Genomic DNA, 26,582 nt, shown 5'->3' with positions numbered 1-26,582 from the left:
TTACTTTGTGAAATCAGCGGGTGCCTGCCAACAGCCCTCGATCAGCATTTCATGCGGCGCATAGCGCGCCTTGTAGTTCATCTTGGCGCTGCCTTCGATCCAGTAGCCCAGGTACACGTGCGGCAAGCCCAGCTGGCGCGCCTGCTCGATCTGCCAGAGCACGCCATAGTTGCCATACGCCGCACCTGCGTCGGGCTCGTAGAAGGTGTAAACAGCTGAGATGCCATCGTCCAGGACGTCGAGGATCGACACCATCTTGAGCGCGCCGGCGCTGCCGTCGGCCAGTGTTTCGCGAAACTCCACCAGCCGCGAATTGACGCGGCTCTGCAGCAGGAATTGGGTGTACTGGTCGATGCTGTCGTGGTCCATGCCGCCGCCCGAATGGCGGCCGGTCTGGTAGCGCAGATAGAGTTGGTAGTGCTCCGGCACGAAGCACAGCTTGAGCACCCGCGCCTGCAGATCGGCATGTTGAGTGCGCGCGCGGCGCTGGCTGCGCTTGGGCTTGAATTCGTTCACCTTCACGCGCAGCGGAATGCAGGCGGTGCAGCCGTCGCAATAGGGGCGATAGGTGAACATCCCGCTGCGGCGGAACCCGTTGAGCACCAGACCCGAATACGTGTCGGCGTGGATCAGGTGGCTCGGCGTGGCGACTTGCGAGCGCGCCTGCCGGTCCGGCAGGTAGCTGCACGGATAGGGCGCTGTCGCATAAAACTGCAGCGTATGGAGCGGGAGGTCCTTGAGGTGCGTCACGTGGTCGATGAGGGTCGCGCAGACAGGAGTTCGTTCCAGTATATGGGTTCGAATTGCCACCGGGGCACAGGCAGGTTTCGGGTTTCCGCCACGTGCGAAACGAATCTGGCACGCGGCAACTCGTGCGCGCCCAGGCTGCCGAGGTGAGACGTTTTCTGCTGGCAGTCGATCATCTCGACGCCGCCCCGTCGGCACAGGCAAACCAGTGCAGCCAGCGCGATCTTGGAAGCGTCGGGGCGGCGCGCGAACATCGACTCGCCGAACACCGCACGCCCGATCCCGACGCAGTAGAGCCCGCCGGCCAGTTCGCCGTCGATCCAGGTCTCGACGCTGTGTGCATCGCCTGCGCGGTGCAGCGCGCAGTAAGCGTCGACCATCTCCGGAACGATCCAGGTGCCCGATTGCCCGAGGCGCGGCGCCTCCGCGCAGGCTGCGATCACGTCCTTGAACGCGTAATCGATCCGGATCTCGCACCGCGCCGTGGCGGCGAAGCGCGTCAGCGTCCTGCGCAGCGATCGATGCAGCTTGAACTGCGCCACCTGGAGCACCATGCGCGGGTCCGGGCTCCACCAGAGGATCGGCTGGCCGTCGCTGAACCACGGAAAGACACAGTGGCTGTAGGCCTGCCGCAACGTGGCCACATCGAGCGCGCCGCCAGCCGCGAGCAGGCCGGGCACAGGGTCGGCGTCACCCCATGCCGAGGCGGGGTCGGGAAGCGGGTCGCCGGGTTCGAGCCAGGGAAGTTGCATGCCTCAGGTATACACGGCTTCGGGCACCAGCCAGAAAGCGCCGAAGCTCCTATAGTGCGTTTTCCCCCCGAGAGAACACACCTTGAGCACAGAAACCACCCCCACCCGTTTCGGCAGCGGCCAGGCCGTTCGCCGCCTGGAAGACGATGCGCTGCTGGCCGGCGCCGGCCGTTACACCGACGACGTCAGCCTGCCCGGCCAGTCGCACCTCGTCTTCGTTCGATCGCCGTATCCGCATGCCCGCATCGGCGCGATCGACACCGCTGCCGCGTCGGCCATGCCTGGCGTGCTGCGTGTGTTCACCGGCGCCGAGCTGGCCGAGGCAGGCGTCCAGCCGATGCCCGGCGCTGCGGGCTTCAAGCGGGCCGACGGCAGCCCCTGCGCCACGCCGCCGCGCCGGGTGCTCGCGCACGAACGTGCACGCTTCGTCGGCGAGCCGGTGGTGGCCGTGGTCGCCGAGACGATCGAACAGGCGCGCGACGCGGCCGAGGCGGTGCGCATCGACTACGACGACCTGCCGATGGTGGTCGACCTGGCGGGCGCTACCGCCGACGGCGCGCCCTTGCTGTGCGACGAGGCGACCGGCAACATCGCGGCCGAAATGCGGCACGGCAGTGCCGAGGCCACGGCCGCGGCCTTCGCCACCGCGAAGCATGTCGTGGCGCTGGACATCGTCAACCAGCGGCTGGTGGCGCTCACCATCGAGCCGCGTTCGGTGCTCGCCGACTATGACCGCGCCACCGATCGAATCACCGTCCGCATGAGCACGCAGATGCCTTCGGGCGTGCGCGACTCGGTCTGCGCGGCCATCGGTCTCGCCAAGGACAAGGTGCGCGTGGTGGTGGGCGACGTGGGCGGCGGCTTCGGCATGAAGACCGGCGCCTATCCGGAAGACATCGCGGTCGCCTACGCGGCCCTTCATGTGAAGCGGCCGGTGAAGTGGGTGGCCGATCGCAGCGAAGAATTCGTCTCCAGCGCGCATGGTCGCGACATCGAGGCGAAGGCCGAGCTGGCGCTCGCCGCCAACGGAAAAATCCTTGGCCTGCGCATCCATACCCTGGCCAACGTGGGCGCCTACGCCACCGGCACCGGCGTCGCGATCCAGCTCCTGATCGGCCCATGGGTGCAAACCAGCGTCTACGACATCCAGACCATCGACTTCCATTTCAAGGCAGTGCTCACCAACACCGCGCCCACGGGTGCGTACCGCGGCGCCGGACGCCCCGAGGCGATTTACACGATGGAACGCCTGATGGACGAAGCCGCGCGCCAGACCGGCATCGACCGCATCGAGATCCGCCGGCGCAACTTCATCCGCCCCGAACAGATGCCGTACACAAATCCGATGAGCCAGACCTACGACACGGGTCAGTTCGAGAAAGTGATGGACCAGGGGCTTGCGCTCGCGGATTGGGACGGCTTCGAGTCGCGTGCGGCCGCTTCGGCGAAGCAAGGCAAGCACCGCGGCCTCGGCATCGCCACGTTTCTCGAGTGGACCGGTGGCAATGTGTTCGAAGAGCGCGTGACGGTTTCCGTGCTGGCCGATGGCGTCATCGAAGTGTTCTCCGCCGTGAACGCGATGGGGCAGGGCATCGCGACCTCGCTCGCTCAGCTGGCGGTCGACGCGTTCGGCGTGCCGATCGAGAAGGTGCGCATCGTGCTGGGCGACACCGACCGCGGCGATGGCTTCGGCAGCGCCGGATCGCGCTCGCTGTTTACAGGCGGCCCGGCGGTGCGCGTCGGCTCCGAGAAGACCATCGACAAGGCGCGCCAGCTCGCCGCGAAAGAATTCGAAGCGGCAGCCGACGACGTGACCTATGCCAACGGCGTGTTCACCGTGGCCGGCACCGACCTGAAGCTCGACATCTTCGCCCTCGCCGCGAAGCAGCCCGAGCATGAAATCTTCGTGGAATCGACGACCACCGCCGCCGGGCCGAGCTGGCCGAACGGCTGCCACATCTGCGAGATCGAGATCGACCCGCCCACGGGGGAAGTCGCCGTGGTCGCGTACAGCTCGGTCAACGACGTGGGGCGTGTCGTCAATCCGATGATCGTGCGCGGCCAGCTCGAAGGCGGCGCCGTGCAGGGCATTGGCCAGGCGCTGTACGAACGCGTGGTGTACGACGTCGAAACCGGCCAGCCGGTCACCGGCAGCCTGATGGACTACGCCGCGCCGCGTGCCGACATCATCGGCGCGATGTTCACCATGGAAATGGACGAGTCCACGCCCTGCAAGAACAACCTGCTCGGCGTGAAGGGCGTGGGCGAACTCGGCACCATCGGCGCGACGCCGGCCATTGTCAACGCGGTGGCGGACGCCTTGGCGCGCAACGGCCTCGCGGCCAGGGCGCCTCGGCTCGACATGCCGTTGTCGGCCGACCGCCTCTGGGCACTGATGAACGAGGCCTGAGGCGCAGCGCTCAGAACTCTTCGAGCGGCAGACCCACGTAGTTTTCCGCGAGCGACGTCGAGGCCGCGTGCGAATGCACCAGGTAGTCGAGCTCGGCTTCCTGGATCTTCTGGCCGAACTCGCCGGTGTCCGGGAAACGGTGCATCAGCGAAGTGAACCACCACGAAAAGCGCTCCGCCTTCCACACGCGGCGCAGGCACAGGTCGGAGTAGCGATCGAGTGCGGAAGCGGACTTTTCACCGTAGAAAATTTCGAGCGCACGCGACAGGTAGCCCACGTCGGCGGTCGCCAGGTTCAGCCCCTTGGCGCCGGTCGGCGGCACGATGTGCGCCGCGTCGCCGGCCAGCAACAGCGCGCCGAAGCGCATCGGCTCGGCCACGAAGCTGCGCAGCGGCGCGATGCTCTTTTCGATCGACGGGCCGGTCACGAGGCGCTCGCGGGCTTCGGGGTCGAGGCGCGAGCGCAGCTCGTTCCAGAACGCGTCGTCGCTCCAGTTTTCGACCTTTTCTTCGGTCGGCACCTGCACGTAGTAGCGGCTGCGCGTCGCGCTGCGCATGCTGCACAGCGCAAAGCCGCGCGCGGTGTTGGCGTAGATGAGTTCGTGCGATACCGGCGGCACGTCGGCCAGCACGCCCAGCCAGCCGAAGGGATAGACCTTTTCGTAGGTGTGCAGAGCATCGGCCGGCACGCTGGCGCGGCTGACGCCGTGGTAGCCGTCACAGCCGGCGATGAAGTCGCATTCGATCTCGTGCGTGCGACCGTCTTTCTCGTAGAGCACGCGCGGCTGTGGTGTGTCGAAGTCGTGCAGGCTGACCGGGGAGGCGTTGTAAATCGTTGCAAGGCCCGCGGCCTCGCGGGCTTCCATCAGGTCGCGCGTCACTTCGGTCTGGCCGTACACGGTTACCTGCTTGCCGCCGGTCAGGCCGTGCAGGTCGATGCGGTGGCGCGCGCCCTTGAAGAGCAGCTCGATGCCGTCGTGCGGCAAGCCCTCGCTGCGCGCGCGCGCGTCGACGCCGGCCCGCGCGAGCAGGTCCATCGTCACCTGTTCGAGCACGCCGGCGCGGATGCGCCCGAGCACATAGTCGCCGCTCTGGCGCTCGACGATCACGTTGTCGATGCCGGCCTTGTGCAGCAGCTGCCCGAGCAGCAGGCCCGCGGGGCCGCCACCGATGATCGCGACTTGAGTGCGCATGGAAGTCTCCGTTGTGGTGACTTCGAGGTTAGGGTGGGCAGCCGCGCCGAGGAATGCTTGGCCGCAGGCTCTGTGCGATCATGCGAACCGCTGCGCGATCATCGCGCAACAACTCTTTTTCCTCCAATGACCATCGCCAAAGCCGACTTCATCGAAGGCATCGCCAAGGGCATGGCGGTGCTCGAGAGTTTCGACACCGAGCGCCAGCGGCTCAATGCCACGCTGGCCGCCGAGCGCGCGGGCCTCACCCGCGCTGCGGCACGGCGGCACCTGCTCACCCTCACGCACCTGGGCTACCTCGAGACCGACGGCAGCTACTTCTGGATGGCGCCCAAGGTGCTGCGCTTTTCGGGCAGCTACCTCGCGTCGTCGCGGCTGCCGCGCGCGCTGCAGCCCACACTGAACCGGCTCGCGGCGCAGACGGGCGAATCGTTTTCGGCCGTGGTGCTCGACGGCGAAGAGGTGGTCATCGTCGCGCGCAGCGGCAGCTACGGCGCCCCGAGCCGCGTGCTGGCTTATGGACTGCATCTCGGCGCGCGGCTGCCCGCGCACGCCACGTCGACCGGCCATGTGCTGCTGGCCGGACTGAACGCGGCGCAGCTCACGCAGTGGCTCAAGGGCCGCAGCCTGCCGCGGCTGACGCCGCACACCGTCACCCAGGCGCGCGCCCTGCGTTCCGTGCTGGCCCGCGTGCGCAAGGACGACTGTGGCTACGCCAGCGAGGAACACGAGCTCGGCGTGCAGGCGCTGGCGGTGCCGCTGCGCGACATGCAAGGCCACACGGTGGCCGCGCTCAATGTCGTGCTGTCGGGCGGCTCGCACACCCAGGTGACGCTGAGGCGCGACATGCTTCCCATCCTGTTCGAAGCGGCGCGCGAAGTGCGCTCGCTCCTTTGACCCAAGAAGAACACCATGCGATTGCTGTTGCTCGAAGACGACGTGATGATCGGCGAGGCCGTCCTCGACCTGCTGCGGGCCGAGCAGTACGCGGTCGACTGGGTGAAGGACGGCGATGCCGCCGAATTCGCACTCGGCGCCCAGCAGTACGACCTCGTGCTGCTCGACCTGGGCGTGCCCAGGCGCGACGGGCTCGAGGTGCTGCGCAACCTGCGCGCGCGCAAGCAACGCATGCCCGTGCTGATCGCCACAGCGCGCGATTCGGTGCAGCAGCGCATCGAAGGGCTCGACGCCGGCGCCGACGACTACGTGCTCAAGCCCTACGACCTCGACGAACTGCTGGCCCGCATCCGCGCCTTGCTGCGCCGCGCCTCGGGCCGCGCCGAGCCGGTGTACGAGCACCTGGGCGTCTCGATCAATCCGGCGACGCGCGAGGTCATGGTGGCCGGGCAGCCGGTCGTGCTCTCGGCGCGCGAATGGGCGGTGCTCGAGCCGCTGCTCGCGCGGCCCGGCATGGTGCTGTCGCGCGCGCAGCTCGAAGAAAAGCTGTACAGCTGGAAGGACGAGATCAGCAGCAATGCGGTCGAGGTGTACGTGCACGGCCTTCGCAAGAAACTCGGCGCGGAATTCATCCGTAACGTGCGCGGCGTCGGCTACATGGTCCCGAAGCTATGACGCGCGCTGGTTGGTCTTTCACGGGCTCGCTGCGGGCACGGCTTCTCTGGTTCTTGCTGGCTGCCATCGTGCTGGCGGCGGGCGTGCAGGCGCTGGTCGCCTACCGCACCGTGCTGAAAGAAGCCGACGAGATCTTCGATTACCACATGCAGCAGATGGCGCTGTCGTTGCGTGCCGGCCTGCCGCCGAGTGCGGCGGTCGGCGGCTTGGGAAGTCTTCGCGGTGGCGAGCAGAACTTCGATTTCGTCGTGCAGGTGTGGACCGCCGAAGGCGTGCGCATCTTCGAGTCAGCGGAAGACGCTGCGCTGCCGCAACTCGCAGTGCTCGGCTTCGCCGACGTGCGGGCGCGCGGCACGACGTACCGCGTGTTTTCGGTGCAGACGCGCGGCCTTGTGATCCAGGTCGCGCAAGACCTCGCGGTGCGCCAGCGAATGGCCGGCGCGCTCGCGCTGCGCACCGTCGGGCCGGTCGCGCTCATGGCGCCATTGCTGATGCTGATCGTCTGGTGGGTCGTGAGCCGCTCGCTCGCACCCGTGGCCCGCGTGCGCCAGCAGGTGGCGGCGCGCGAGGCCGACGAGCTCTCGCCGGTGAGCGAAGACGGCCTGCCCGACGAGGTGCGCCCGCTGGTGCAGGAACTCAACCTGCTGTTCGACCGAGTGCGCCACGCCTTCGATGCGCAGAAGCATTTCGTGGCCGATGCCGCGCACGAGCTGCGTTCGCCGCTCACCGCGCTCAAGCTGCAGGTGCAGGCGCTGCAACGTGCACCCGACGAAGCGGCACGCGAGCTCGCCACCGGTCGCCTCGCCGCCGGCATCGATCGCGCGACCCGGCTGGTCGAGCAAATGCTCGCGCTCGCGCGGCACGAGGCGAGCGTCGCGGGCGGCGCGAAGCCGGTGTTGGTGGAGCTCGGCGAAGTGGCGCGGCTCGCGGTGTCAGACGCCATCGCGCACGCGCAGGCGCGCCGCATCGACATCGGCATTGCGCGTGCCGACGACGGTGCCGTGGTCAGCGGGCAACCGGAGGCGCTGCGCATGCTGTTGCGCAACCTGCTCGACAACGCGGTGAAGTACACGCCCGAAGGCGGACGCGTCGACATCGGCATCTGCCATCGCAGCGATGGTGCGTGCGAACTGAGCGTCGATGACAACGGGCCCGGCCTGCCCGAAGCCGAGCGCACGCGCGTGCTCGATCGCTTCTATCGCCCCGACGATTCGCAGGCGAGCGACGTGGCCGGCAGCGGGCTCGGTCTCGCGATCGTGAAATCGATCGCTGATCTGCACGGCGCCACGGTGTCGCTGGCCGCTTCGCCGAGCCTCGGCGGCCTGCGCGTGCAAGTGGTCTTTCCGGCGCCCGTTTAAGCCGCGCCTAAGCTGGCGCAGCGACAGTCCTTTCATCGCGTTGTCGTCAACGTTTTTGAAAGGCCCCTGAAATGAACGCTTCCCGTCTCAGCTCGCCGCGCGCCCTCGTGCTCGCACTCGTCGCCGCCGGCGCCCTCGGCGCTGCCGCCGCCGGCGCCTACACCAGCGCCAACGCGGTCGGCGCGCCGGCACCGGCGGTCAGCACGGCCGCGGCGCCGCTGATCGCCGCCCCCGATTTTTCGACCATCACCCAGCGCGACGGCCCGGCCGTGGTGAACATCAGCGTCGTCGGCAGCAGCAAGGCCGCCGAAGGCGCGACCGCGATGGACCCGGACGATCCGATGTTCGAGTTCTTCAAGCGCTTCGGCGGCGGCCAGATGGGCCCGCGCGGCCGCCAGCAGCAGCCTGAACGCGAAACGCCGACCCGTGGCCAGGGCTCGGGCTTCATCGTCGATTCGAGCGGCATCATCATGACCAATGCGCACGTCGTGAAGGACGCGACGGAGGTCACCGTCAAGCTGACCGATCGCCGCGAATTCCGCGCCAAGGTGCTGGGCGCCGACCCCAAGACCGACGTCGCCGTGCTCAAGATCGACGCGAAAAACCTCCCCACGCTGCAGATGGGAAACATCAAGGACCTGAAGGTCGGCGAATGGGTGCTGGCCATCGGTTCGCCCTTCGGCTTCGAGAACACCGTGACGGCCGGCGTGGTGAGCGCCAAGGGCCGTTCGTTGCCTGACGACAGCTACGTGCCGTTCATCCAGACCGACGTCGCCATCAACCCCGGCAACTCCGGTGGCCCGCTCTTGAACGGGCGCGGCGAAGTGGTCGGCATCAACTCGCAGATCTACACGCGCAGCGGCGGCTACCAAGGCGTGTCGTTCGCGATCCCGATCGACGTGGCGTTGCAGGTGAAAGACCAGATCGTCGCGACCGGCAAGGCGAGCCACGCCAAGCTGGGCATCGCGGTGCAGGAAGTGAACCAGGCATTCGCCGATTCGTTCAAGCTCGACAAGCCCGAAGGCGCGCTGGTCTCGAACATCGAGAAGGGCGGCCCGGGCGACCAGGCCGGCCTGAAGGCGGGTGACGTGATCCGCAAGGTCGACGGCGTGGCGATCGTGTCGTCGGGCGATCTGCCCGCCGTGATCGGTCAGCAGATGCCGGGCAAGAACGTCACGCTCGAAGTGTGGCGCCAGGGCGAGCGCACCGAACTGAGCGCGAAGCTCGGCGATGCGAGCGACAAGGCGGCCAAGGTGGCCAAGAGCGACGAAGCCGTGGGAAAGGGCAAGCTCGGCCTCGCGCTGCGGCCGCTGGAGCCGGCGGAGAAACGCCAGGCTTCGGTCGAGAACGGTCTGCTGATCGAAGACGCGGCCGGCCCGGCAGCGAGCGCGGGCGTGCAGGCAGGCGATGTGCTGCTGGCGATCAACGGCACGCCGGTGAGGAGCATCGAGCAGGTGCGCGAAGTGGCGGCGAAGGCCGGCAAGTCGGTGGCGTTGCTGATCCAGCGCGGCGGCGACAAGATCTTCGTGCCGGTGAACGTGGGCTGAACGCTCGCCCGTGAGCCGAACGCGGCGTCAGGTGCCTGAAGCACCGGCGCCGCGTTCGCGCATCCAGCGCCACAGCGTCGAGCGGCTGATGCCGAGTTGCTTCGCGGCAGCCTGCCGGTTGCCCTTGCTGGCTTGCAGTGCGGCGGCGACGCGCGATTCGGTCAATGCGCCGTCGTGGTCCTCGGCCGCATCGCTCGCGGCATCGGCGAACAGTTCGGGCAGGTCGTGCCGCAGTTCGTCGTAGCGGATGTCTTCGAGCCGATCGAACTGCAGCAGGAACACGGCGATGCGCTCGCCCAGGTTCTCCAGCTCGCGCACGTTGCCGGGCCAGTCGTAGGCGACGAGTCGCGGCAGCAGCGGCGCCAGTGCGCGCACCGGGTCCAGCGCGGCGCCGAGCCGCTGCAGGCAGCGGCCGACCTGCATCTCGGCCAGCGGCGCGATGTCTTCGGGCCGTTCGCGCAACGGCGGCAGCGGCAGGCGCAGCGTGTTGAGGCGGTAGAAAAGGTCTTGCCGAAAACGCCGCTGCGCGATCATTTCGTCGAGCGGCTGGTGCGTGGCGGCGATCACGCGCACATCGACCGGAATGGCCGCGGTGGCGCCGAGTCGCGTGATCTCCCGCTCCTGCAGCACGCGCAAGAGGCGCGTCTGCAACTGCAGCGGCATGTCGCCGATCTCATCGAGGAAGAGCGTGCCCGTGTGCGCCGTCTCGAAGAGGCCGCGCTTGCCGCCGCGGCGCGACCCGGTGAAGGCGCCTTCCTCGTAGCCGAACAGCTCGCTTTCGAGCAACGACTCCGGGAACGCCGCGCAGTTGACCGCGACGAACGGCCGGCCCGCGCGCACGCTTTCGTTGTGGATCGATTGCGCAAAAAGCTCCTTGCCGACGCCGCTTTCGCCGGCGATCAGCACCGTGAGGTCGGTGCGCGCGAAGCGCCGCGCGGTCTGCACCGCGCGCAGGAACGCGGGGCTGTTGCCGATGAGGCTGGCGAAGCGATGGCGCGCCGCGCTCTGCCGGCGACCCTGCTGGATGCGCAGGCTGGTGTCGGCCTCCTGGATCGCGCGTGCGTCGTACAGCGTGAGCGCGGCGCCGACGATTTCGCCGTGCTCGCGGATCGGCGTTCGGTTCACCACCCAGTCGCGCTGCGCGAAGCGCTGCACCACGGCGCGTTCGACCTGGCCGCTGTCGAGCGTCGGCTGCAACGAGAGTTCGGGCTCGATTGCCTCCAGCGACTGCCCGAGGAGCCGCGCGTGCGGCGAGCCGAGCAGTTGCTGCATGGGCGGGTTGACGGCGATCACGCGGTTGTCTCGATTCACGGCCAGCACGGCTTCCTGCAGGTTGTGCAGCACGCCGTTGAGTTGCTCGTAGCGACCGGCTTCGAGGCGCGCCACGCGGGCCAGTTCGATCGCGTCTTCGAAGCCTTTGCGCACGCTCGCCAGCGAATACGCGAGCAGCCCTTGCAGACCCGCCTGCTCGGCCAGTTCCACCACCAGGCTGGAGCCGACGATGACCTCGAAGCCGTCGCGTCGCAGCAGTTCGAAACGCTGACGCGCGTCGTCGGGCGTCTGGTAGGCGTACTGCGTCACCTCGATGTTGAGCAGGTCCTTCACTTCGTCCAGTTCGGGAATGGTCTGGCCGTACATCACGACGCCGACGCGGCTGGACAGACGCCGCGCCTTGATGAGTGCCTGCAGCAGATCGAAGCCGCTCAGCAGGATGGTCGCGACCGGCGCCTGCAGGCCCGCGCGCAGGATGCTCGCGTTGGAGCCCGCGCTGACGAACGCGTCGACCTGGCCGCGCTCGATGCGATCGCGCGCGATGGCGAGCGCACCGCCGAAGGTGCCGTCGACCACCTCGATGTCAGCGCGGCCGGTGTATTCGGCGATCACCGGCATCGCGAACTCGCGGATCTGCCGGTAGCTCATGAAGCAGAGGCGTGGCAGGTCGCTGCGGCGGGCTGAAGACGGGAAGAGGACTGGCGCGGCGTGGTCGTTGGGCATGTCGCATTGAAACATGGCGATGTTTCACGAGTGTCGCACCGCGACGCGCTGTACCGTCCGACGCGCAGTCAATTCTTTAGAAATCAAGCACTTAGCGGAGCCAGTTGCCTTGGCACGCGCCCTGCAATAGCAGCCGCACCGCCAACATTTCGGAGACATAGAACGTGGCACTTGAACACATCACCGTGCTGGACCTGACGCACATGCTGTCGGGTCCCTACGGCACCATGCTGCTGGCCGACCTTGGCGCGCGCACCATCAAGGTCGAGCCGCCCGGCAGCGGCGAGGGCACCCGGCGCTTGCTGGAGAACGACCCGCATTACTCGCGCGACGGCATGGGCGCCTACTACCTCACGCTCAACCGCAACAAGGAAAGCGTGTGCGTCGACCTCAAGACGGCGACCGGCAAGGCCGTGTTTCTCGATCTCGTGCGCAAGGCCGACGTCGTGTTCGACAACTTCAGCGTCGGCGTGACCGAGCGACTGGGCATCGACCACGCATCGCTCGCCAAAGTGAACCCGCGCATCGTCACCTGCTCGGTCACCGGCTTCGGCCAGACCGGCCCGCATACGCAACGCCCGGCCTTCGACCAGGTGGTGCAGGCGATGGGTGGTGGCATGTCGATCACCGGCACGCCAGAGACCGGGCCGACGCGCAGCGGCATCCCGATCGGCGACCTGGGCGGCGGCATGTTCGGCGCGATGGGCGTGCTCGCCGCACTGGTCGAGCGCGACCGGACCGGCGTCGGCCAGCATGTCGACATCTCGATGCTCGACGCGCAGATCTCGCTGCTCAACTACATGGCGACGATGCATTTGCTGTCGGGCCACGTGCCCGAGGGCATCGGCAACGGGCACTTCGTGCACGTGCCCTACAACAGCTACCCGACCGCCGACGGCCACGTGATCATCGCGTGCATCGGCGACCCGTTCTTCGACCGCTTCGTCGAATTCATCGACCTGCCGGCGCTGCGCAAACCCGAGTACCGGCAGCAGCCGGTGCGCTTCGCGGCCAAGGCCGAGATCGATGCGCTGGTCGGCGAGGAAATGCAAAAGCAACCCACCGCCTACTGGCTCGAACGGCTGCGCGAGGCGCGCATCCCGTGCGGCCCGGTCAACAACTTCGAGCAGGCGCTGAACGACGCGCAGGTGCTGTCGCGCGACATGGTGGTCGAAGTGCCGCTCAAGACCGGCGAGCGCGTGCGCATGCCGGGCAACCCGATCAAGCTGTCGGCGGCCGACAAGGGCAGGGCGTTCACCTGCCCGCCGGCGCTCGGCGAAAACACGCGTGCCGTGCTCGGCGACCTGGTCGGGTACTCGCCTGAAAAACTCGAAGCGCTGCGCGCCGAAGGAGCCATCGCATGAGCGCGAAGGAAGCGATCCACATCACCGACGTCGCGCCGCGAGACGGTCTGCAGAACCAGGCAGTTCACGTCGGCACCGCGGGCAAGCTGCGGCTGATCGAGTTGCTGGTCGAGGCCGGCCTGAAGAGCATCGAGGCGACGAGTTTCGTCTCGCCGAAAGCCGTGCCGCAGATGGCCGACGCGGCCGACCTCGTGCCGCAGGTGCAGGTGCGCTTTCCTGCGCTGCGCACGTCGGTGCTGGTGCCCAACCTCAAGGGCCTGGAGCGCGCGCACACCGCCGGCGCCAAGGAGGTCGCGGTGGTGCTCTCGGCCACCGAAACCATGAACCGCCGCAACATCAACATGGGCTTGGCGCAGGCGACCGAGGTGAGCGAGCAGACCCTCGCGGCGGCCCGCGCGCTCGGCCTGCGCACGCGGGCCTACATCGCGGTGGCATTCGATTGTCCTTTCGAAGGCGAGACGCCGCTCGACGACGTGCTGCGCCTTGCGGCGCGCATGCACGCCGCGGCGGCCGACGAAATCGTCATCGCCGACACCATCGGCTCGGCTTCGCCGGCCCAGGTGAAAGAGCGCTTCGCGGCGCTGTGCGGCGTGGTGCCGATCGAGCGCGTCGCGGTGCACCTGCACGACACGCGCGGCATGGCCGTGGCCAACGCCTGGGCTGCGTTGGAAGCCGGCGTGCGCCGGTTCGATTCGAGCGTCGGCGGCATCGGCGGCTGCCCGTTCGCGCCCGGCGCCGCCGGCAATGTCGCCACCGAAGACCTCGTGCTCATGGCCGAGCGCAGCGGTTTCAGCACCGGCATTTCGCTCGACGGCTTGCTCGCAGCGGTGGATTTCGCACAGGAAGAACTGCAGCGGTCGCTCGGCGGCCGCGCCATCACCTGGCTGCGCCGCCAGCGCGACAAAAACACACAAGACAAACAAGACAACAACCGGAGACTTGCATGACCACGAACTTCCCCATTCATCCCAACCGGCGCCAGATGCTCGCCGGCCTCGCCTCGCTGGCGGCCGTCGGCGCCACGAGCCAAGCCACGGCCCAGGGTGGCAAATACCCGAGCAAGGCCGTCACGATCGTGGTGCCTTACTCGGCCGGCGGGGGCACCGACATCGTCGGGCGGCTGATGGCGCAGCGCCTGTCGGAACTGTGGGGCCAGTCGGTGGTGGTGGACAACCGCACCGGCGCCAACGGCGTGATCGGCTCGTCCTTCGTCGCGCGGGCGCAGCCCGATGGCCACACGCTGTTGCTGGTGGTCGGCTCGCACGCGGTGAACCCGGTGCTCATGAAGTCGATGCCCTACGACACCGACAAGGCCTTCACGCCGATCACCAACATCGCCACCTCGCCCTCGGTGCTCGTGGTGCAAGCCAACGGTCCGTACAAGTCGCTGGCCGACCTGCTGGGCGCCGCGCGCAAGGAAGAACTGGGCTGTGGCTACTCGGAAGGTCAGACACGCCTGACGGCCGAACTGATTCGCCAGGTCGGCAACCTCAAGCTCACCGGCGTGCCTTACAAGGGCGGCGCGCCCATCATGGTCGACATCATCGGCGGCCATCTGCCGATGGGCGTGACCAGCGTGCTGACCGCGCTGCCGCATGTGCGCTCGGGCGCACTGCGCGTGGTCGGCGTGGCCGACGCGAAACGCATGGCGTTGTTCCCCGATGCGATGACATTCAAGGAGGCGGGGTTGAACGGTGTCGAGTCGCTGAGCTGGTACGGCCTCTTCGGCCCGGCCGGACTGCCGGAGCCTCTCGTCGCGCAAATCAACCAGGACCTGAAGAAGGTCACGACCGAGCCGGCCGTGCAAAAGCAGATGCACGACCAGGGCGCGGACGTGACGCTCACGCCGCCGGCCGAGTTCCGGCGCTTTCTCGCGAGTGAAACCAAGAAGTGGTCGCTCGTCGCGCAGCGCGGCGGCATCGCGGCGGAGTAAAAAACACATGGCAAATCCCATCCTCCGGCAAAAGCTCGACCGCGGCGAATTCATCGTCGTGCCCGGCCTGCACGACATGATCGCGGCCACGGTGGCGAACAAGATCGGCTTCGACATCGTTTACGGCACGGGCTTTTGGCTCACTGCCTCGAACCTCGGCCTGCCCGACGCGGGCATCGCCACCTACACGCAGATGCTCGACCGCATGGCGACGCTGGTGCGCACGAGCCATGGCGCCGTCATCGCCGATGCCGACACCGGCTACGGCGGTCTGCTCAATGTGCACCACACGGTGCGCGGCTACGAGGCGGCGGGCGTCACGGCCATTCAGCTGGAAGACCAGGAGTTCCCGAAGAAGTGCGGCCACACGCCCAACAAGCGCTGCGTGCCGATGCAGGACATGGTCGAGAAGATCAAGGTGGCGGTCGAGGCGCGCGAGGACAAGGACAACTTCCTCATCATCGCGCGCACCGATGCACGCGCTTCGCTCGGCGTCGACGAAGCGATGCGCCGGCTGGAGGCCTATGCCGAAGCCGGCGCCGACATCCTGTTCTTCGAGGCGCCGCAGTCCGAAGAAGAGATGCGCCGCGCCTGCGCCGCGTTCGACAAGCCGATGCTGGCCAACATGGCCGATGGCGGCAAGACGCCGATCCTGCCCGCCACGGTGCTCGAAGAAATCGGCTTCGCGCTGGCCATCTACCCCTCGCTCACCAGCCTTGCGGCCGCCGCCGCGATGGAGAGCGCATTGAGCAACCTGAAGGCCACCGGGATCAGCCAGACGCCCGAGGTGCCGCTGTTCGATTTCAACGCGTTCTGCGGCCTCATCGGCTTTCAGGAAGTGTGGGATTTCGACAAGCGCTGGTCGCGCTGATCGCTTTCAATCAACAAAAACGGAGACAAGACATGACGAACACGACCCCATTTCCGCGACGCCGCCTGCTCGCGCTTGCATTCGCTGCCGCGAGCGCGGTCGCCTTTGGCCCGGCGCATGCGCAACAGGACTACCCCAACAAGCCGATCCGCCTGGTCGTGCCTTTCACGCCCGGCGGCGTGACCGACACCGGCGCACGCGTGGTGGCCGAGCGCCTCGGTGCGCGGCTCGGCCAGCAGGTGGTGGTGGACAACCGGCCCGGCGCCTCCGGCAACATCGGCACCCAGATGGTCGCGACCGCCGCGCCCGATGGCTACACGCTGGTGCTCGGCTTCGACGGCACGATGGTCATCAACCCGCACGTGTTCTCGAAGGTGCCGTTCGACACGGTGAAAGATTTCGTGCCCGTCAGCAAGATCGGCGACGCGGTCCTCATCATCGTCACGCACCCGTCGGTGCCCGCGAAGACCTTGGCCGAACTCGTTGCGTATTCGAAGAGCAATCCGGGCGGCCTCTCGTACGGCAGTTCGGGCACGGGAGGCACACCGCATGTGGCCGCCGAAATGCTGAAGGTGAAGACTGGCGCGAACTTCGTTCACATTCCCTACAAGGGCGGCGGCCAGGCCATGACCGACGTGGTCGGTGGCCAGTTGCCCATGCTCTACACCGCAGTGGCCGGCGCGCTGCCTTTCGTCGAGAAAGGGCAGGTGAAGGCGATCGCGATTTCCAGCGCGCAGCGCCTGCCGTCGCTGCCCAACGTGCCGACCGTCGCCGAGACCGTGCCGGGCTTCGAAGCCAGTTCGTGGATTGGCATCCTCGCACCGGCCAAGACGCCGAAGGCCATCGTCGACCGCGTGCAGAAGGAACTGCATGCCGTGGTGAACGAGCCGGACATCAAGGAGCGACTGGCCAAGCTCGGCATCACGTCGGTGGGCAACACGTCGGAAGAGTTCGGCAAGCAGATTCAGGCGGACCTGAAGAAGTACGCGGATGTGGTGAAGGCGGCGGGCATCAAGATCGACTAGTCGGCAGGGTCGGCGCCGAGGTCCTCTGTCTGCGGAAGCAGCCAGTCGCGGAAACGCACCAGCGGCGCGAGCCGCGCCCGGCCTTCCGGGTAGCAGAACCAGTAGCCCAGCTCGCTGCGGTAGCCACCATCGGCCAGCGGTTCGTGCACCGTACCGGCCACGATCTCGTCCTGCACCAGGCAGCGCGGCACCAGCGCCACGCCCATGCCGACCGTGACGGCGCGGATCATGGTCTGGAACTGGTCGAACTGCGGGCCGGCCAGCGGGTCGAGCTGGCTCACGCCGTGCTGCTCGCACCAGCGCAACCAAGCGTCCGGCACGGTGACGTGGCGCAGCAGGGTGCAATGCGCCAGGTCATCGACCGACCGGATGGCGACGTCCGAGGTGCCCGGCCGCGGCGCGATCAGTGCCACGTCACGGCCTGCGAGGTAGTGCGAGCGCGCGCCCGGCCAATGGCCGTCGCCGAACAGGATCGAGCAGTCCAGCTCGGGCCGCTGGAAGTCGTAGCCATGCACGAACGGAACGAAGTGCAATGTCACCTGCGGCTCGACCCGCTGGAACGCCGGCAGTCGCGGGATGAGCCATTTGGCGGCGAAGGTGGGCAGGGCCGACAGGTGCAGCGCGCCGCCTTCTCCGCCACTGGTGATGAGTTCCAGCGTGGCCGCTTCGAGTTGCGCCAGCAGAGCGCGCACCGCCTTTTCATAGCGCTCGCCGGCGGGCGTGAGCGCCAGTCGCTTGCGGCTTCGTTCGAACAGCACCACACCGATCCAGCGCTCGAGTTCCTGCACCTGCTTGCTGACCGCGCTTTGTGTCAGGTGCAGCGACTCGGCCGCCCGCGAAACACCGCCGAAACGGACCACGGTGGAGAAGGCGCGCAACAATTGCAGCGGCGGATTCAGTCGACGAAGCGTGATGGCGATCCCCTTCTGCAGCGGATGAGTTGATTCCGGATTGGAATGTTATCAGGACCAGGATTTGCTAGATGAAGTGGATCCCACCGGGTAATCTTTGTCCCAACACCTCTGAAAGCTACAAATGCACCGTCGTGACCTCGTTTCCGCACTGATTCTGGCCTCTGTCCTTCCTGGAATGTCCTGGGCGCAAGAGGGCAAGCCCATCCGCCTCATCGTTCCTTTCCCGCCGGGGGGTGCCACCGACATCTCCGGTCGCGTGCTGCAGGAGCCGCTGCAGCGCATCCTCAAGCAGCCGGTGGTCATCGACAACCGCGCCGGCGCCGGCGGCTCCATCGGCATGGCAGAGCTGGCACGCAGCGCGCCCGACGGCCTGACCCTGGCCGTGGCCACGCTCTCGACGCACGGGGTGAATCCAGCCGTGTTCGCCAAGCTGCCCTACGACCCGATCAAGGACACGGTCGGCGTGACGGAACTGGTCAAGGCGCCCGGCGTGGTGGTGATCAACCCCGAGCAGCTCCCCGGCGTCAACACCTTCGCCGAACTGGTGAAGTACCTCAAGGCGAATCCCGGCAAGGTGTCCTATGCCACGCCGGGCAACGGCACGATCGGCCACATGTGGGGCGAGCTGTTCAAGAGCGTGACCGGCACGTCGATGGTGCACATCCCCTACCGTGGCGCCGGCCCGGCCCTCAACGACGTGCTGGCCGGCCAGGTCGCGGTGTACTTCGACCAGGTCGCGTCGTCGCTTCCTTACGTGAAGAACGGCAAGCTCAAGGCGCTGGCCGTGTCGTGGAGCAGTCGCCTCGAATCGCTGCCGCAGGTGCCGACCTACGCCGAGCTCGGCTACGCCTCGATCAACGACCCGTCGTGGTTCGGTCTGGTGGCGCCCGCCGGCACGCCCGCACCCGTCGTGCTGCGCATCCAGCAGGCGGTGGCCCAGGCGCTCGCCGAGCCGGCCGTCGCGCAACGCCTGGCGGGCCAGGGGCTGTACCCGTCGGGAACCAGTCCGGATGCTTTCTCTGCGCAGATCGTTTCGGAGATCGCCAAGATGAAGAAGGTTGCCGCCTTCGCAAAGATCCAGCTGGACTGAGTGCCCCTCTTTCGCACCCCCTTCGCATGCATTCCGCTCCGCAACCGATTCATCACGACGCTGCCATGGTCGTCAGTCATCCAGGCACGACCGGGCTGGTGCTCGACTCGCCGCACAGCGGCACCGTCTACCCCGACGATTTCCGCTCGTGCTGCGAGCGGGCCACGCTGCGCCGCGCGGAAGACACGCACGTCGAGAAGCTCTATGCCTTCGCGCCGGCGCTGGGCGCGGCCTGGACCGAGGCGCTGTTTCCACGCAGCTATCTCGATGCCAACCGCGACCTGACCGAAGTCGACAGCACGCTGCTCGATGCCCCTTGGCCGCACCCGGTCGCCACCGATCCGGCGGTGCTGTCGAAGGTGCGTCTGGGCAAGGGCCTGGTCTGGAAATACACGGACGAAGGCTTGCCGATTTACGACCGGCTGCTGTCCGTGGCCGAGGTCGAGAGCCGCATCGAACGATGCTGGACGCCGTACCACGCAGCGGTCGGCGCGGCGATCGACGCGGCCCACGCCCGCCATGGGCGCAGCGTGCATCTGAACTGCCACTCGATGCCCGCCGTCGCCGCCAGCCACGCGACCGATTTCCCGGGGCTGGTGCATGCGGACTTCGTCATCGGTGACCGCGACGGCACCGCCGCCGATCCGGCCCTGTCACACCAACTCTGTGCGTTCCTGAGTGGCCGCGGCTACAGCGTGTCATACAACCATCCGTACAAGGGCGTGGAACTGGTGAGACGGCATGGCCGGCCGGCGGAAGGTCGGCACAGCATTCAGGTCGAGATCAACCGGCGGCTTTACATGGACGAGACTAGCCTCGCACTTGTGCAGCCTGGATTCGACCGTTTGCAGGCGGACCTGAAAGCGATGGTCCGGATGCTGCTGGCGCCGGCCCCGGCGGACTGACCCGCCTGGCAGGCGCGATGCCGTCAGGGCAGCGCGACTGTCGTACTGCCGGCCGCAATGCGCCGGATCGGGTCGCTGCCGTCCCACGTGTCGGCCGCGCGCGGTCTTATCCCTGTCGCGGCGGAGCGTTGCCTGAATGCGGCTTCTCCAACTACGGCTGGCAGGGCTACAACGAGGCCATCGTGCTGTGCGTCCTGGGGTTGGACTGGGAGACGCACAGGCTCATGGCGGCCGGCTTCGAGGTGGACCGAGACCTGCCCGTGGGCGAACCTTTACGACGTTGACTTCCTGTGCGCCGGCCCGCTGTTCGTGCACCAGTTCTCGCAGGCGTGGATCGACTTGCGCCGCATCCGCGAAAGCAAAGAGGCCTGCGATCGGCGACTGCCTTTGCCTTGGACATACCGTCCAACACGCCAAAGCCAGCAGTGCTTGAAACCAACGTGCGTTACCGCACAGACGCACAGGTTGCCCAAGCCCAAAGTTGCAGCACGTCGCGCGGCCTCGCTGCTGATGCTGAGACCGCCCCCGTCGTGCATTCCCAAGGCCACTGTGCATCCTCGCGATAGAGCGCGATGCATTTCCGGATCTCGGCCCGCTCAGTCAGCGTTTAACAAAGAAAAGACCATGCCAATTCATCACGTCGACCTCGACGACCAATCCAGCCTGCGCGATATCTATGCGACCAAGGCTTCGCAGGACAGCCTTCCCAAATACCGACTGCCCCAAGGGCGCACCGAGCCTCGCGCCGCCTACGCCTTGGTGCGTGACGAGTTGCTGCTCGACGGCAATGCCCGTCAGAACCTCGCGACCTTTTGCACGACCTGGATAGAGGACGAGGTCAAGCACCTGATGGCGGATGCGATCGACAAGAACATGATCGACAAGGACGAGTATCCGCAGACGGCCGAGCTCGAAAGCCGATGTGTCCACATCCTTGCCGACCTCTGGCATGCCCAGCAATCGCGAGAGACAGTGGGCTGCTCGACGACCGGTTCCAGCGAAGCGGCCATGCTCGGCGGCCTCGCATTCAAATGGAAGTGGCGCAAGCGTCGGGAAGCGGAAGGCAAGGATTTCAGCAAGCCCAACATCGTGACCGGCCCGGTGCAGATCTGTTGGCACAAGTTCGCCCGGTATTTCGATGTCGAGATCCGCGAGGTACCGCTCGAGGGTGATGCGCTCGGTCTCAGGCCCGAAGACCTGCGCGGCCACTGCGACGAAAACACCATCGGCGTCGTCGCGACGCTGGGCGTCACCTTCACAGGCGTTTACGAGCCCGTCGAGGCCTTGGCGCGCGAACTCGATGCCATGCAGCGCGACCTCGGGCTCGACATCCCGATCCATGTGGATGCCGCCTCTGGCGGATTCATCGCGCCGTTCATCCAGCGCGACCTCGTCTGGGACTTTCAGATCGACCGGGTCCGGTCGATCAACGCCTCTGGGCACAAGTACGGCCTTGCGCCGCTCGGCGTGGGCTGGGTCATCTGGGCATCGAAGAAAGACCTGGCCGAAGAGCTGATCTTCAACGTCGATTACCTGGGCGGCAACATGCCGACCTTTGCGCTGAACTTCTCGCGCCCGGGTGGCCAGATCATCGCGCAGTACTACAACTTTCTGCGCCTCGGGTGGGACGGCTACACGGCCGTTCAGCAAGCCTGTTCCGATACGGCGCAGTGGTTGAGCGCCGAACTGGCCAAGCTCGAGCCGTTCGAGATGGTCTACGACGGCCACGGCGGACTGCCCGCGGTTGCCTATCGGCTGACCGATGCCGACCACGGCTTCACCCTTTACGACTTGTCCGAGAGGGTGCGGATGCGGGGCTGGCAGATCGCGTCGTATCCGCTTCCTGCGAACCGCAAGGACACCGTGGTCCAACGCATCCTGATCCGCCACGGCGTCAGCCGCGATCTCGCGCAGCTTCTTCTCGACGACATCAAGCGCGCGCTTCGTGACCTGACGAAGAATCCAGTCCCGAACTCCACTGCGAAACCTGGATTCCACCATGGGTGACCTTGCGACGCACGGCGTGATCGGGCAGGTGTTCGACACCGTGCGGCCCGTCACGGAGGCCGGGCTTCACGGCTTCTTCCAACTTCTGGGAAACCAGCCCATCGCGTTCGTGCTGATCGCGCTGGCGCTCGGCACGCTGATCGGAAAGTTCAGCTTCAAGACCATCTCGCTTGGATCCACGGCGGGCACGCTGCTGGTCGGCGTGGTGCTCTCGATGATCGCCCAGGCCGCCTATGGCATCACTTACGCGATACCCGGCATCCTGTCGTCGTTCATGCTGCTGCTCTTCATGTATGCCCTCGGGCTGAAGGTGGGGCCGCAATTCTTTTCGGGCTTGCGAAAGGGCGGGCTGGCCTTTGTCGTGATCGGCCTCATCGTCTGGAGCCTCAATTGGGTCATCTGCTACTTTGGAGCGGCCTTGGCAGGTCTCGCGCCGGGCTATGCGACCGGCCTGATCTCGGGCAGCTACACGATCACGGCCGTCCTTGGCGTGGGCCAGAGTGCACTGGCCAGTGGGGCCTACAAGCCGCCCGCAGGCATGACCGTCGAGGAGGTCGGCGCGAACATGGCTGCCGCCTACGCCATCAGCTATGTCCTCTCAACGGTCGGCATCATCCTGCTGATCCGCTACCTCCCGCGCATTTTCGGCCACGATGCCAAGGCCGATGCCAAACTGGCCGAGGCGGCCTTCAGTGGCGGAGCGAACGACCCCGTTCCCGGCGCGCCGGGTGCGTTGGCGATGGGCCTCTCCCCGTACGTCATGCGTGCTTTCACCGTCGCCCATGAAGGCTTCATCGGGCGGACCGTGTCTCGCCTGGGCACGGACTATCCCGAAGCGCCGATCCTCCAGGTGGTCCGCGACGGTGCCGTGCTGGACCTGGCCGACGACCCGACTTTGAAAAAAGCCGACATCGTCACGGTGCGCGGGAATGTTCACGACGCGATCCTGAAAGACGGGGATCTGATCGGTCCGGAATCCGATGATCCGCTGGCTCGCAATGTCGTCCTGGAAGTCGCCGACGTGCATGTTTCGGCGCACCGTCACGCGGGAAAGAACCTTGCAGAGCTCGGAAAGATCATGTCGGGCGGCGTGACGGTGCAGGCCCTGTTCCGTGGCGGCACCGAACTGCCTCTGGGCCCGAAAAGCGATGTCCGCTTCGGCGACGTCTTGCGCCTGACCGGGCCGGACGCAGCGCTCAGAACAACGGCGAAAGGGCTGGGCGGCCACGTCATCCTGCCGACGATGAAGTCCGAGGTTCCCTACCTCGCGCTCGCGATGTTGGTGGGCTATCTGGTGGGTATCTTCACGGTCACGGTATCCGGCATACCCTTTGCGCTTGGAACGTCGGCCGGCGTCATCATGGCGGGCGTATGCGTCAGCTATTTCCGCAGCCGCAATCCGGAGTTCGGCGGTCCAGTGCACGAAGGTGCCCGCAGCTTCCTGCAGGATTTCGGTTTGAACGCCTTCGTGGCGGTGCTGTCCGCCAATGTCGGCCCCAAGGTCATCTCCGCACTCAGCGGAGACACCATTCTGTGGCTCGCGCTCATCGGCCTCGCGGGCGCACTCGTGCCGCCGCTGGTCGCCTTCTGGGTCGGGATCAAGCTCTTCGGCCTCAATTCGATCATCTCCGCCGGTGCCACCACGGGCGCGCGCAACAGCACGCCAGGTCTGAACGCCATCATGGAGGAATCCGATAGTTCCGTTGCCGCCGTCCCTTATCCGGTGAGCTACGCGCTCACCACCGTTCTGGCGCTGATCGGCGGCTATTTCTCGATGATCTTGTCGTGGCGATAGCCAGTCGGGGTGCGACCTGTCCGAGCGCGGCGTGGGGCGGTCGGTGACGTCGAAGCCGAACCCGGACGTGCCCAAGCTGCTGAGCTTCATCGACTGATTGGTGCATTCGGTCTGTGCGATAGCGCACATAGCGATGCGATTCATTTGCACGCCTCCCCAGCGACTGCGTCAAATTGGACACAACGCCACCCTTCGCTGGACTCCATTTCGCAACCACTCTATAAGTGCGAAAGCGAACAGAGCCCCGCGACCGCAGTCGGTCGAGCGAGCCATGCCAAGGAATCTCTCTCCATGCCGAATTCGATCGATCCGATGCGGAACCATCTGCTCTCCTCGCTGCCCGCGGCGGAGTGGTCGCGCTGGCGCGACCAGCTCGAGATGGTTTCGTTGCCGCTCGGCAAGGTCCTGCACGAGTCGGGGAGTGTGCAAAGCCACGTGTACTTTCCCACCACGTCGATCGTCTCCCTGCTCTACGTGATGGAGAACGGCGCATCGGCGGAGATTGCGGTGGTCGGCAACGAGGGCGTGGTCGGCATCTCGCTCTTCATGGGGGGTGAGTCGACCACCAGTCGTGCCGTGGTGCAGAGCGCTGGCCGTGCATTCCGCCTCGCCGCAGAGGTGATGAAGGAGGAGTTCAAACGCGCCCCGGTCCTTCATCTGCTGCTGCGCTACACGCAAGCCCTGATCACGCAGATGGCGCAGACGGCTGTGTGCAATCGCCACCACTCGCTCGACCAGCAGCTGTGCCGCTGGCTGCTGCTCAGCCTGGACCGGCTGCAGGGCAACGAACTGGTCATGACCCAGGAACTGATCGCCAACATGCTCGGTGTGCGGCGCGAGGGGGTGACCGAGAGTGCGCTCAAGCTGCAGAAAGCCGGCTTGATCCAGTACGCCCGGGGGCACATCACGGTGCTCGATCGTCCCGGCATCGAGGAGCGCAGCTGCGAGTGCTACGCGGTGGTCAAAACGGAGTACGAACGCTTGCTGCCCGACGAGATGGCGGTTTGAGCACGGGGACGCGAGCGCAGGGGATGAGCCGGTTGTTGAACGCGTTGGAGGTCAGGTCGCTGTGGGTCGTCAAGCAGAGCACCTGGTATTCGCGCTCGGTCAGCTGATCTTGCGCGGGGCAAGCGTGGAGACGGTCCATCTGGTTGGCTAGAAGTTCCCCCACAGCCGATGAAAACTATCAGCGCCCGAGCGCCAAGGTGCGAATGGCGTCGACGATGTCGCGCGATTCGCACTATGTGCGCTGGCAGACAGTCGGCGGTGCGAAATGGCCCCAAGGTAGGTTTCCCCAAGGAGACCCGCTTGCCCAATGACCAGAACCATTTGATCCACATGCTCCCACGCCAGGAGCGCGTGAGACTGCTTTCCATCTGCAAGCCGATCGAGCTCGTGCTCGGCGACGTGCTCTGCCGGCCAGGCGAAACACTTCGACATGTGCATTTCCCGGTGGACAGCTTCATTTCGCTCGTGACCAACACCGACGACCACCCGGGCCTGGAGGTCGGCATGATCGGGCGAGAAGGCATGCTGGGCGCACACCTGGCGCTCGGCGTGGCGCGCGCGCCGCTGCAGGCGCTGGTGCAGGGGGCCGGCACTGCGTGGCGGGCCGATGTGGCGGCCTTTCGGCGCGTGTGGCCGCAAAGCCCCTCACTCCAGCGCGTGATGGGGCGGTATGTCTATGTCCTGATGACACAGCTCGCCTCGTCGGCCGCGTGCCTGCGCTACCACCTCATCGCGCCGCGTCTCGCGCGCTGGCTTCTCATGAGCCAGGATCGCGCGCACGCCGACGAATTCCGTGTGACCCAGGAATTCCTCGCGTACATGCTGGGCGTGCGCCGCGTGGGCGTCACTGCCGCGGCCGGCGCCTTGCAGAACGCCGGCCTGATCGGTTACACGCGCGGTCACATGGCGATCCTCGACCGCAGTGGGCTGGAGAAGGCCGCCTGCAGTTGCTATGGCGCCGACGCGGCGGTCTACGCCCAGCAATTGGGCTGAAAAATCATGCGCTGGAAAAATACAAGTCTTTCTCGCTCGGGCTCTCGGTCCGGGTCCGAGTAGCCGTTCGGCTCGCCGTGCGATGGGCCGCCGGTCCGCCGCCGACGATCTGCCTGCCGGTAGGCTTCAGTCGAGCAGGACCAGGTCGCCCCGCGCCTCGGCGTTCTCCACGTCATCGATCGGGAGCGTGGTGCAGTTCTGGCCTTTGGCACCCCAGATCACCTCAACCACAGGGCCGTCCATCTTTTCGATCAGGCAGGGGCCCCTGGGGATGGTGTGGCGCTGGCCGTCCGCTGCCACATAGCGAACGGGCGTCGTGACGCGCGCACTGTGCACGGTCAGCGGCCGGGCTTGCAACAGCGGTGGTGAGGGAGATGCAGCGGGCATTGCAGCATGTTGGTCGCATTGTGGAATTTCGACTGTTCGCCAGCGCACAGACCCGGCGTGTCGTGCGCGCGATGCTCAGGTTTTGCAACAAGAGGCGCAATGCAATGAAGAAAACAGATGCCCGACTCCGGCGCGACGTGCTGGCCGAACTCGCCTCGGAGCCCTCCGTCGACGCGTCGTTCATCGGAATCGAAGTTGATTCCGGAGTGGTCTTGCTGAGTGGTTGCGTCGGCACTTATACGGAGAAGTGGAGGGCGCAGCATGCGATCGAACGGGTAGGAGGCGTGAAGGCGGTGGTGGACGAGGTCGATGTCGAATTGGCGCAATCAAGCATTCGAACAGATGCCGACATCGCACGCTCCGCACAGAACGTGATCGAGTGGATTACCTATCTGCCGGTCGGCTCTGTGTACGTGGATGCCCACGACGGGTGGGTCACGCTGGCAGGCCAACTTGATTGGCCATTCCAGAAGCAGGGCGCCGAGCAATGCATCGCATCGCTGACAGGGGTCATCGGAATAACCAACGAAATTCGGCTCGCCGCGGCAATGAGCATGACCACGGTGGGGGTCGACGTAGACGCTGCACCGGAGCTTCGCGCACGGCGTGAGCCAGGTCGGCTGCGCGGCCCACGCACGGCGCAAGTTCCTCGAGCTGCATGCAGACACTAAGAATGCGGCGCCGAACGGGCGCTGAAGTTCTTCGGCGACTTGTACG

Annotated in this window: 23 protein-coding genes; 17 read left to right on the top strand and 6 right to left on the bottom strand. The window is 66.6% G+C overall.

Annotation, left to right across the window (positions count from 1 at the left end; translation table 11 throughout):
• A complete protein-coding gene (locus tag AX767_RS20610) occupies positions 1 to 750 on the bottom strand; it encodes an arginyltransferase (protein WP_068633126.1) in 750 nt (249 codons plus the stop codon).
• Positions 747 to 1,499, bottom strand: coding sequence for a leucyl/phenylalanyl-tRNA--protein transferase (aat, locus tag AX767_RS20605; protein ID WP_068633124.1), 753 nt, complete (start codon positions 1,497 to 1,499; stop codon positions 747 to 749). The genes AX767_RS20610 and aat overlap by 4 nt, the downstream gene beginning before the upstream one ends.
• An 82-nt stretch (positions 1,500 to 1,581) precedes the next feature.
• On the opposite strand from aat, the gene AX767_RS20600 reads away from it, so the two are divergent.
• Positions 1,582 to 3,909, top strand: coding sequence for a xanthine dehydrogenase family protein molybdopterin-binding subunit (locus tag AX767_RS20600; RefSeq protein WP_068633122.1), 2,328 nt, complete (start codon positions 1,582 to 1,584; stop codon positions 3,907 to 3,909).
• A 10-nt stretch (positions 3,910 to 3,919) separates the two neighbouring features.
• On the opposite strand, the gene pobA is transcribed toward AX767_RS20600, so the two are convergent.
• Positions 3,920 to 5,101 (bottom strand): 4-hydroxybenzoate 3-monooxygenase, encoded by a 1,182-nt coding sequence (gene pobA, locus AX767_RS20595; RefSeq protein ID WP_068633120.1) that lies wholly within the window; start codon positions 5,099 to 5,101, stop codon positions 3,920 to 3,922.
• A gap of 126 nt (positions 5,102 to 5,227) precedes the next feature.
• On the opposite strand from pobA, the gene AX767_RS20590 reads away from it, so the two are divergent.
• The 4 genes from AX767_RS20590 (at position 5,228) to AX767_RS20575 (ending at position 9,578) form a co-directional block, all read left to right on the top strand.
• Complete coding sequence (locus AX767_RS20590) at positions 5,228 to 5,998, top strand: IclR family transcriptional regulator domain-containing protein (RefSeq protein ID WP_068633118.1); 771 nt, start codon at positions 5,228 to 5,230, stop codon at positions 5,996 to 5,998.
• Positions 5,999 to 6,013: 15 nt separating this feature from the next.
• Entirely contained in the window at positions 6,014 to 6,673 is a 660-nt protein-coding gene (locus AX767_RS20585) for a response regulator (RefSeq protein WP_068633116.1), read from the top strand.
• Positions 6,670 to 8,031: an ATP-binding protein gene (locus tag AX767_RS20580; protein WP_068633114.1), complete on the top strand. Its 1,362-nt coding sequence runs from the start codon at positions 6,670 to 6,672 to the stop codon at positions 8,029 to 8,031. The genes AX767_RS20585 and AX767_RS20580 overlap by 4 nt, the downstream gene beginning before the upstream one ends.
• Positions 8,032 to 8,102: 71 nt before the next feature.
• A complete protein-coding gene (locus tag AX767_RS20575; RefSeq protein ID WP_068633113.1) occupies positions 8,103 to 9,578 on the top strand; it encodes a DegQ family serine endoprotease in 1,476 nt (491 codons plus the stop codon).
• Between the two features lie 27 nt (positions 9,579 to 9,605).
• On the opposite strand, the gene prpR is transcribed toward AX767_RS20575, so the two are convergent.
• The gene (gene prpR, locus AX767_RS20570; protein WP_237288509.1) at positions 9,606 to 11,573 is read right to left on the bottom strand and encodes a propionate catabolism operon regulatory protein PrpR; all 1,968 of its coding nucleotides are present in this window, start codon (positions 11,571 to 11,573) and stop codon (positions 9,606 to 9,608) included.
• Between the two features lie 164 nt (positions 11,574 to 11,737).
• On the opposite strand from prpR, the gene AX767_RS20565 reads away from it, so the two are divergent.
• The 5 genes from AX767_RS20565 to AX767_RS20545 are packed head-to-tail and all read left to right on the top strand — an operon-like array spanning position 11,738 to position 16,766.
• On the top strand, positions 11,738 to 12,937 hold the full coding sequence (locus tag AX767_RS20565; protein WP_068633110.1) for a CaiB/BaiF CoA transferase family protein: 1,200 nt from the start codon (positions 11,738 to 11,740) through the stop codon (positions 12,935 to 12,937).
• Positions 12,934 to 13,884: a hydroxymethylglutaryl-CoA lyase gene (locus AX767_RS20560; protein WP_068633108.1), complete on the top strand. Its 951-nt coding sequence runs from the start codon at positions 12,934 to 12,936 to the stop codon at positions 13,882 to 13,884. The genes AX767_RS20565 and AX767_RS20560 overlap by 4 nt, the downstream gene beginning before the upstream one ends.
• The gene (locus tag AX767_RS20555; protein ID WP_068633106.1) at positions 13,881 to 14,870 is read left to right on the top strand and encodes a tripartite tricarboxylate transporter substrate binding protein; all 990 of its coding nucleotides are present in this window, start codon (positions 13,881 to 13,883) and stop codon (positions 14,868 to 14,870) included. The genes AX767_RS20560 and AX767_RS20555 overlap by 4 nt, the downstream gene beginning before the upstream one ends.
• A gap of 7 nt (positions 14,871 to 14,877) precedes the next feature.
• Positions 14,878 to 15,741 carry an isocitrate lyase/PEP mutase family protein gene (locus AX767_RS20550; protein ID WP_068633104.1) on the top strand — a complete coding sequence of 288 codons (864 nt, stop codon included), beginning with the start codon at positions 14,878 to 14,880 and terminating at the stop codon, positions 15,739 to 15,741.
• A gap of 32 nt (positions 15,742 to 15,773) precedes the next feature.
• The gene (locus AX767_RS20545; RefSeq protein ID WP_068633102.1) at positions 15,774 to 16,766 is read left to right on the top strand and encodes a Bug family tripartite tricarboxylate transporter substrate binding protein; all 993 of its coding nucleotides are present in this window, start codon (positions 15,774 to 15,776) and stop codon (positions 16,764 to 16,766) included.
• Here the strand turns inward: AX767_RS20545 and AX767_RS20540 are convergent.
• A complete protein-coding gene (locus AX767_RS20540; protein ID WP_068633100.1) occupies positions 16,763 to 17,680 on the bottom strand; it encodes a LysR substrate-binding domain-containing protein in 918 nt (305 codons plus the stop codon). The two genes, AX767_RS20545 and AX767_RS20540, sit on opposite strands and share 4 nt — an antisense overlap.
• 121 nt (positions 17,681 to 17,801) lie before the next feature.
• Between AX767_RS20540 and AX767_RS20535 the strand changes: the two genes are divergently transcribed.
• From AX767_RS20535 to AX767_RS20510, 6 genes are all read left to right on the top strand, one after another.
• Positions 17,802 to 18,770 carry a Bug family tripartite tricarboxylate transporter substrate binding protein gene (locus AX767_RS20535; protein ID WP_068633099.1) on the top strand — a complete coding sequence of 323 codons (969 nt, stop codon included), beginning with the start codon at positions 17,802 to 17,804 and terminating at the stop codon, positions 18,768 to 18,770.
• Between the two features lie 65 nt (positions 18,771 to 18,835).
• The gene (locus AX767_RS20530) at positions 18,836 to 19,675 is read left to right on the top strand and encodes an N-formylglutamate amidohydrolase (RefSeq protein ID WP_237288508.1); all 840 of its coding nucleotides are present in this window, start codon (positions 18,836 to 18,838) and stop codon (positions 19,673 to 19,675) included.
• Positions 19,676 to 20,140: 465 nt separating this feature from the next.
• A complete protein-coding gene (locus tag AX767_RS20525) occupies positions 20,141 to 21,682 on the top strand; it encodes a glutamate decarboxylase (RefSeq protein WP_237288507.1) in 1,542 nt (513 codons plus the stop codon).
• Positions 21,675 to 23,477 (top strand): aspartate:alanine exchanger family transporter, encoded by a 1,803-nt coding sequence (locus tag AX767_RS20520; protein ID WP_082755103.1) that lies wholly within the window; start codon positions 21,675 to 21,677, stop codon positions 23,475 to 23,477. Before AX767_RS20525 ends, AX767_RS20520 begins: the two co-directional genes overlap by 8 nt.
• Before the next feature lie 291 nt (positions 23,478 to 23,768).
• A complete protein-coding gene (locus tag AX767_RS20515; protein ID WP_068633091.1) occupies positions 23,769 to 24,485 on the top strand; it encodes a Crp/Fnr family transcriptional regulator in 717 nt (238 codons plus the stop codon).
• 351 nt (positions 24,486 to 24,836) lie between these two features.
• Positions 24,837 to 25,478 (top strand): Crp/Fnr family transcriptional regulator, encoded by a 642-nt coding sequence (locus tag AX767_RS20510; RefSeq protein ID WP_335338837.1) that lies wholly within the window; start codon positions 24,837 to 24,839, stop codon positions 25,476 to 25,478.
• A 126-nt stretch (positions 25,479 to 25,604) separates the two neighbouring features.
• Here the strand turns inward: AX767_RS20510 and AX767_RS20505 are convergent, their stop codons facing one another.
• Positions 25,605 to 25,865, bottom strand: a complete 261-nt coding sequence (locus tag AX767_RS20505) for a hypothetical protein (RefSeq protein WP_156481097.1) — start codon at positions 25,863 to 25,865, stop codon at positions 25,605 to 25,607.
• Positions 25,866 to 25,969: 104 nt separating this feature from the next.
• Here AX767_RS20505 and AX767_RS20500 point away from each other — a divergent pair, with 104 nt between their 5' ends.
• Positions 25,970 to 26,536, top strand: coding sequence for a BON domain-containing protein (locus AX767_RS20500; protein WP_068633087.1), 567 nt, complete (start codon positions 25,970 to 25,972; stop codon positions 26,534 to 26,536).
• The last annotated feature ends 46 nt before the right edge of the window (positions 26,537 to 26,582 follow it).

The sequence above is a fragment of the Variovorax sp. PAMC 28711 genome, assembly GCF_001577265.1.
GTDB lineage: Bacteria > Pseudomonadota > Gammaproteobacteria > Burkholderiales > Burkholderiaceae_C > Variovorax.
The sequence above is the reverse complement of the archived record's forward strand: the minus strand, read 5'-3'. Positions and strand labels throughout refer to the sequence as shown.

Coding starts and splice junctions, on each gene's coding strand:
- AX767_RS20590 (WP_068633118.1), top strand. CDS start 5,228: ATGACCATCGCCAAAGCCGACTTCATCGAAGGCATCGCCAAGGGCATG.
- AX767_RS20550 (WP_068633104.1), top strand. CDS start 14,878: ATGGCAAATCCCATCCTCCGGCAAAAGCTCGACCGCGGCGAATTCATC.
- AX767_RS20520 (WP_082755103.1), top strand. CDS start 21,675: ATGGGTGACCTTGCGACGCACGGCGTGATCGGGCAGGTGTTCGACACC.
- AX767_RS20515 (WP_068633091.1), top strand. CDS start 23,769: ATGCCGAATTCGATCGATCCGATGCGGAACCATCTGCTCTCCTCGCTG.
- AX767_RS20555 (WP_068633106.1), top strand. CDS start 13,881: ATGACCACGAACTTCCCCATTCATCCCAACCGGCGCCAGATGCTCGCC.
- pobA (WP_068633120.1), bottom strand. CDS start 5,101: ATGCGCACTCAAGTCGCGATCATCGGTGGCGGCCCCGCGGGCCTGCTG.
- AX767_RS20500 (WP_068633087.1), top strand. CDS start 25,970: ATGAAGAAAACAGATGCCCGACTCCGGCGCGACGTGCTGGCCGAACTC.
- AX767_RS20575 (WP_068633113.1), top strand. CDS start 8,103: ATGAACGCTTCCCGTCTCAGCTCGCCGCGCGCCCTCGTGCTCGCACTC.
- AX767_RS20530 (WP_237288508.1), top strand. CDS start 18,836: ATGGTCGTCAGTCATCCAGGCACGACCGGGCTGGTGCTCGACTCGCCG.
- prpR (WP_237288509.1), bottom strand. CDS start 11,573: ATGCCCAACGACCACGCCGCGCCAGTCCTCTTCCCGTCTTCAGCCCGC.
- AX767_RS20585 (WP_068633116.1), top strand. CDS start 6,014: ATGCGATTGCTGTTGCTCGAAGACGACGTGATGATCGGCGAGGCCGTC.
- aat (WP_068633124.1), bottom strand. CDS start 1,499: ATGCAACTTCCCTGGCTCGAACCCGGCGACCCGCTTCCCGACCCCGCC.
- AX767_RS20560 (WP_068633108.1), top strand. CDS start 12,934: ATGAGCGCGAAGGAAGCGATCCACATCACCGACGTCGCGCCGCGAGAC.
- AX767_RS20505 (WP_156481097.1), bottom strand. CDS start 25,865: ATGCCCGCTGCATCTCCCTCACCACCGCTGTTGCAAGCCCGGCCGCTG.
- AX767_RS20580 (WP_068633114.1), top strand. CDS start 6,670: ATGACGCGCGCTGGTTGGTCTTTCACGGGCTCGCTGCGGGCACGGCTT.
- AX767_RS20535 (WP_068633099.1), top strand. CDS start 17,802: ATGCACCGTCGTGACCTCGTTTCCGCACTGATTCTGGCCTCTGTCCTT.
- AX767_RS20545 (WP_068633102.1), top strand. CDS start 15,774: ATGACGAACACGACCCCATTTCCGCGACGCCGCCTGCTCGCGCTTGCA.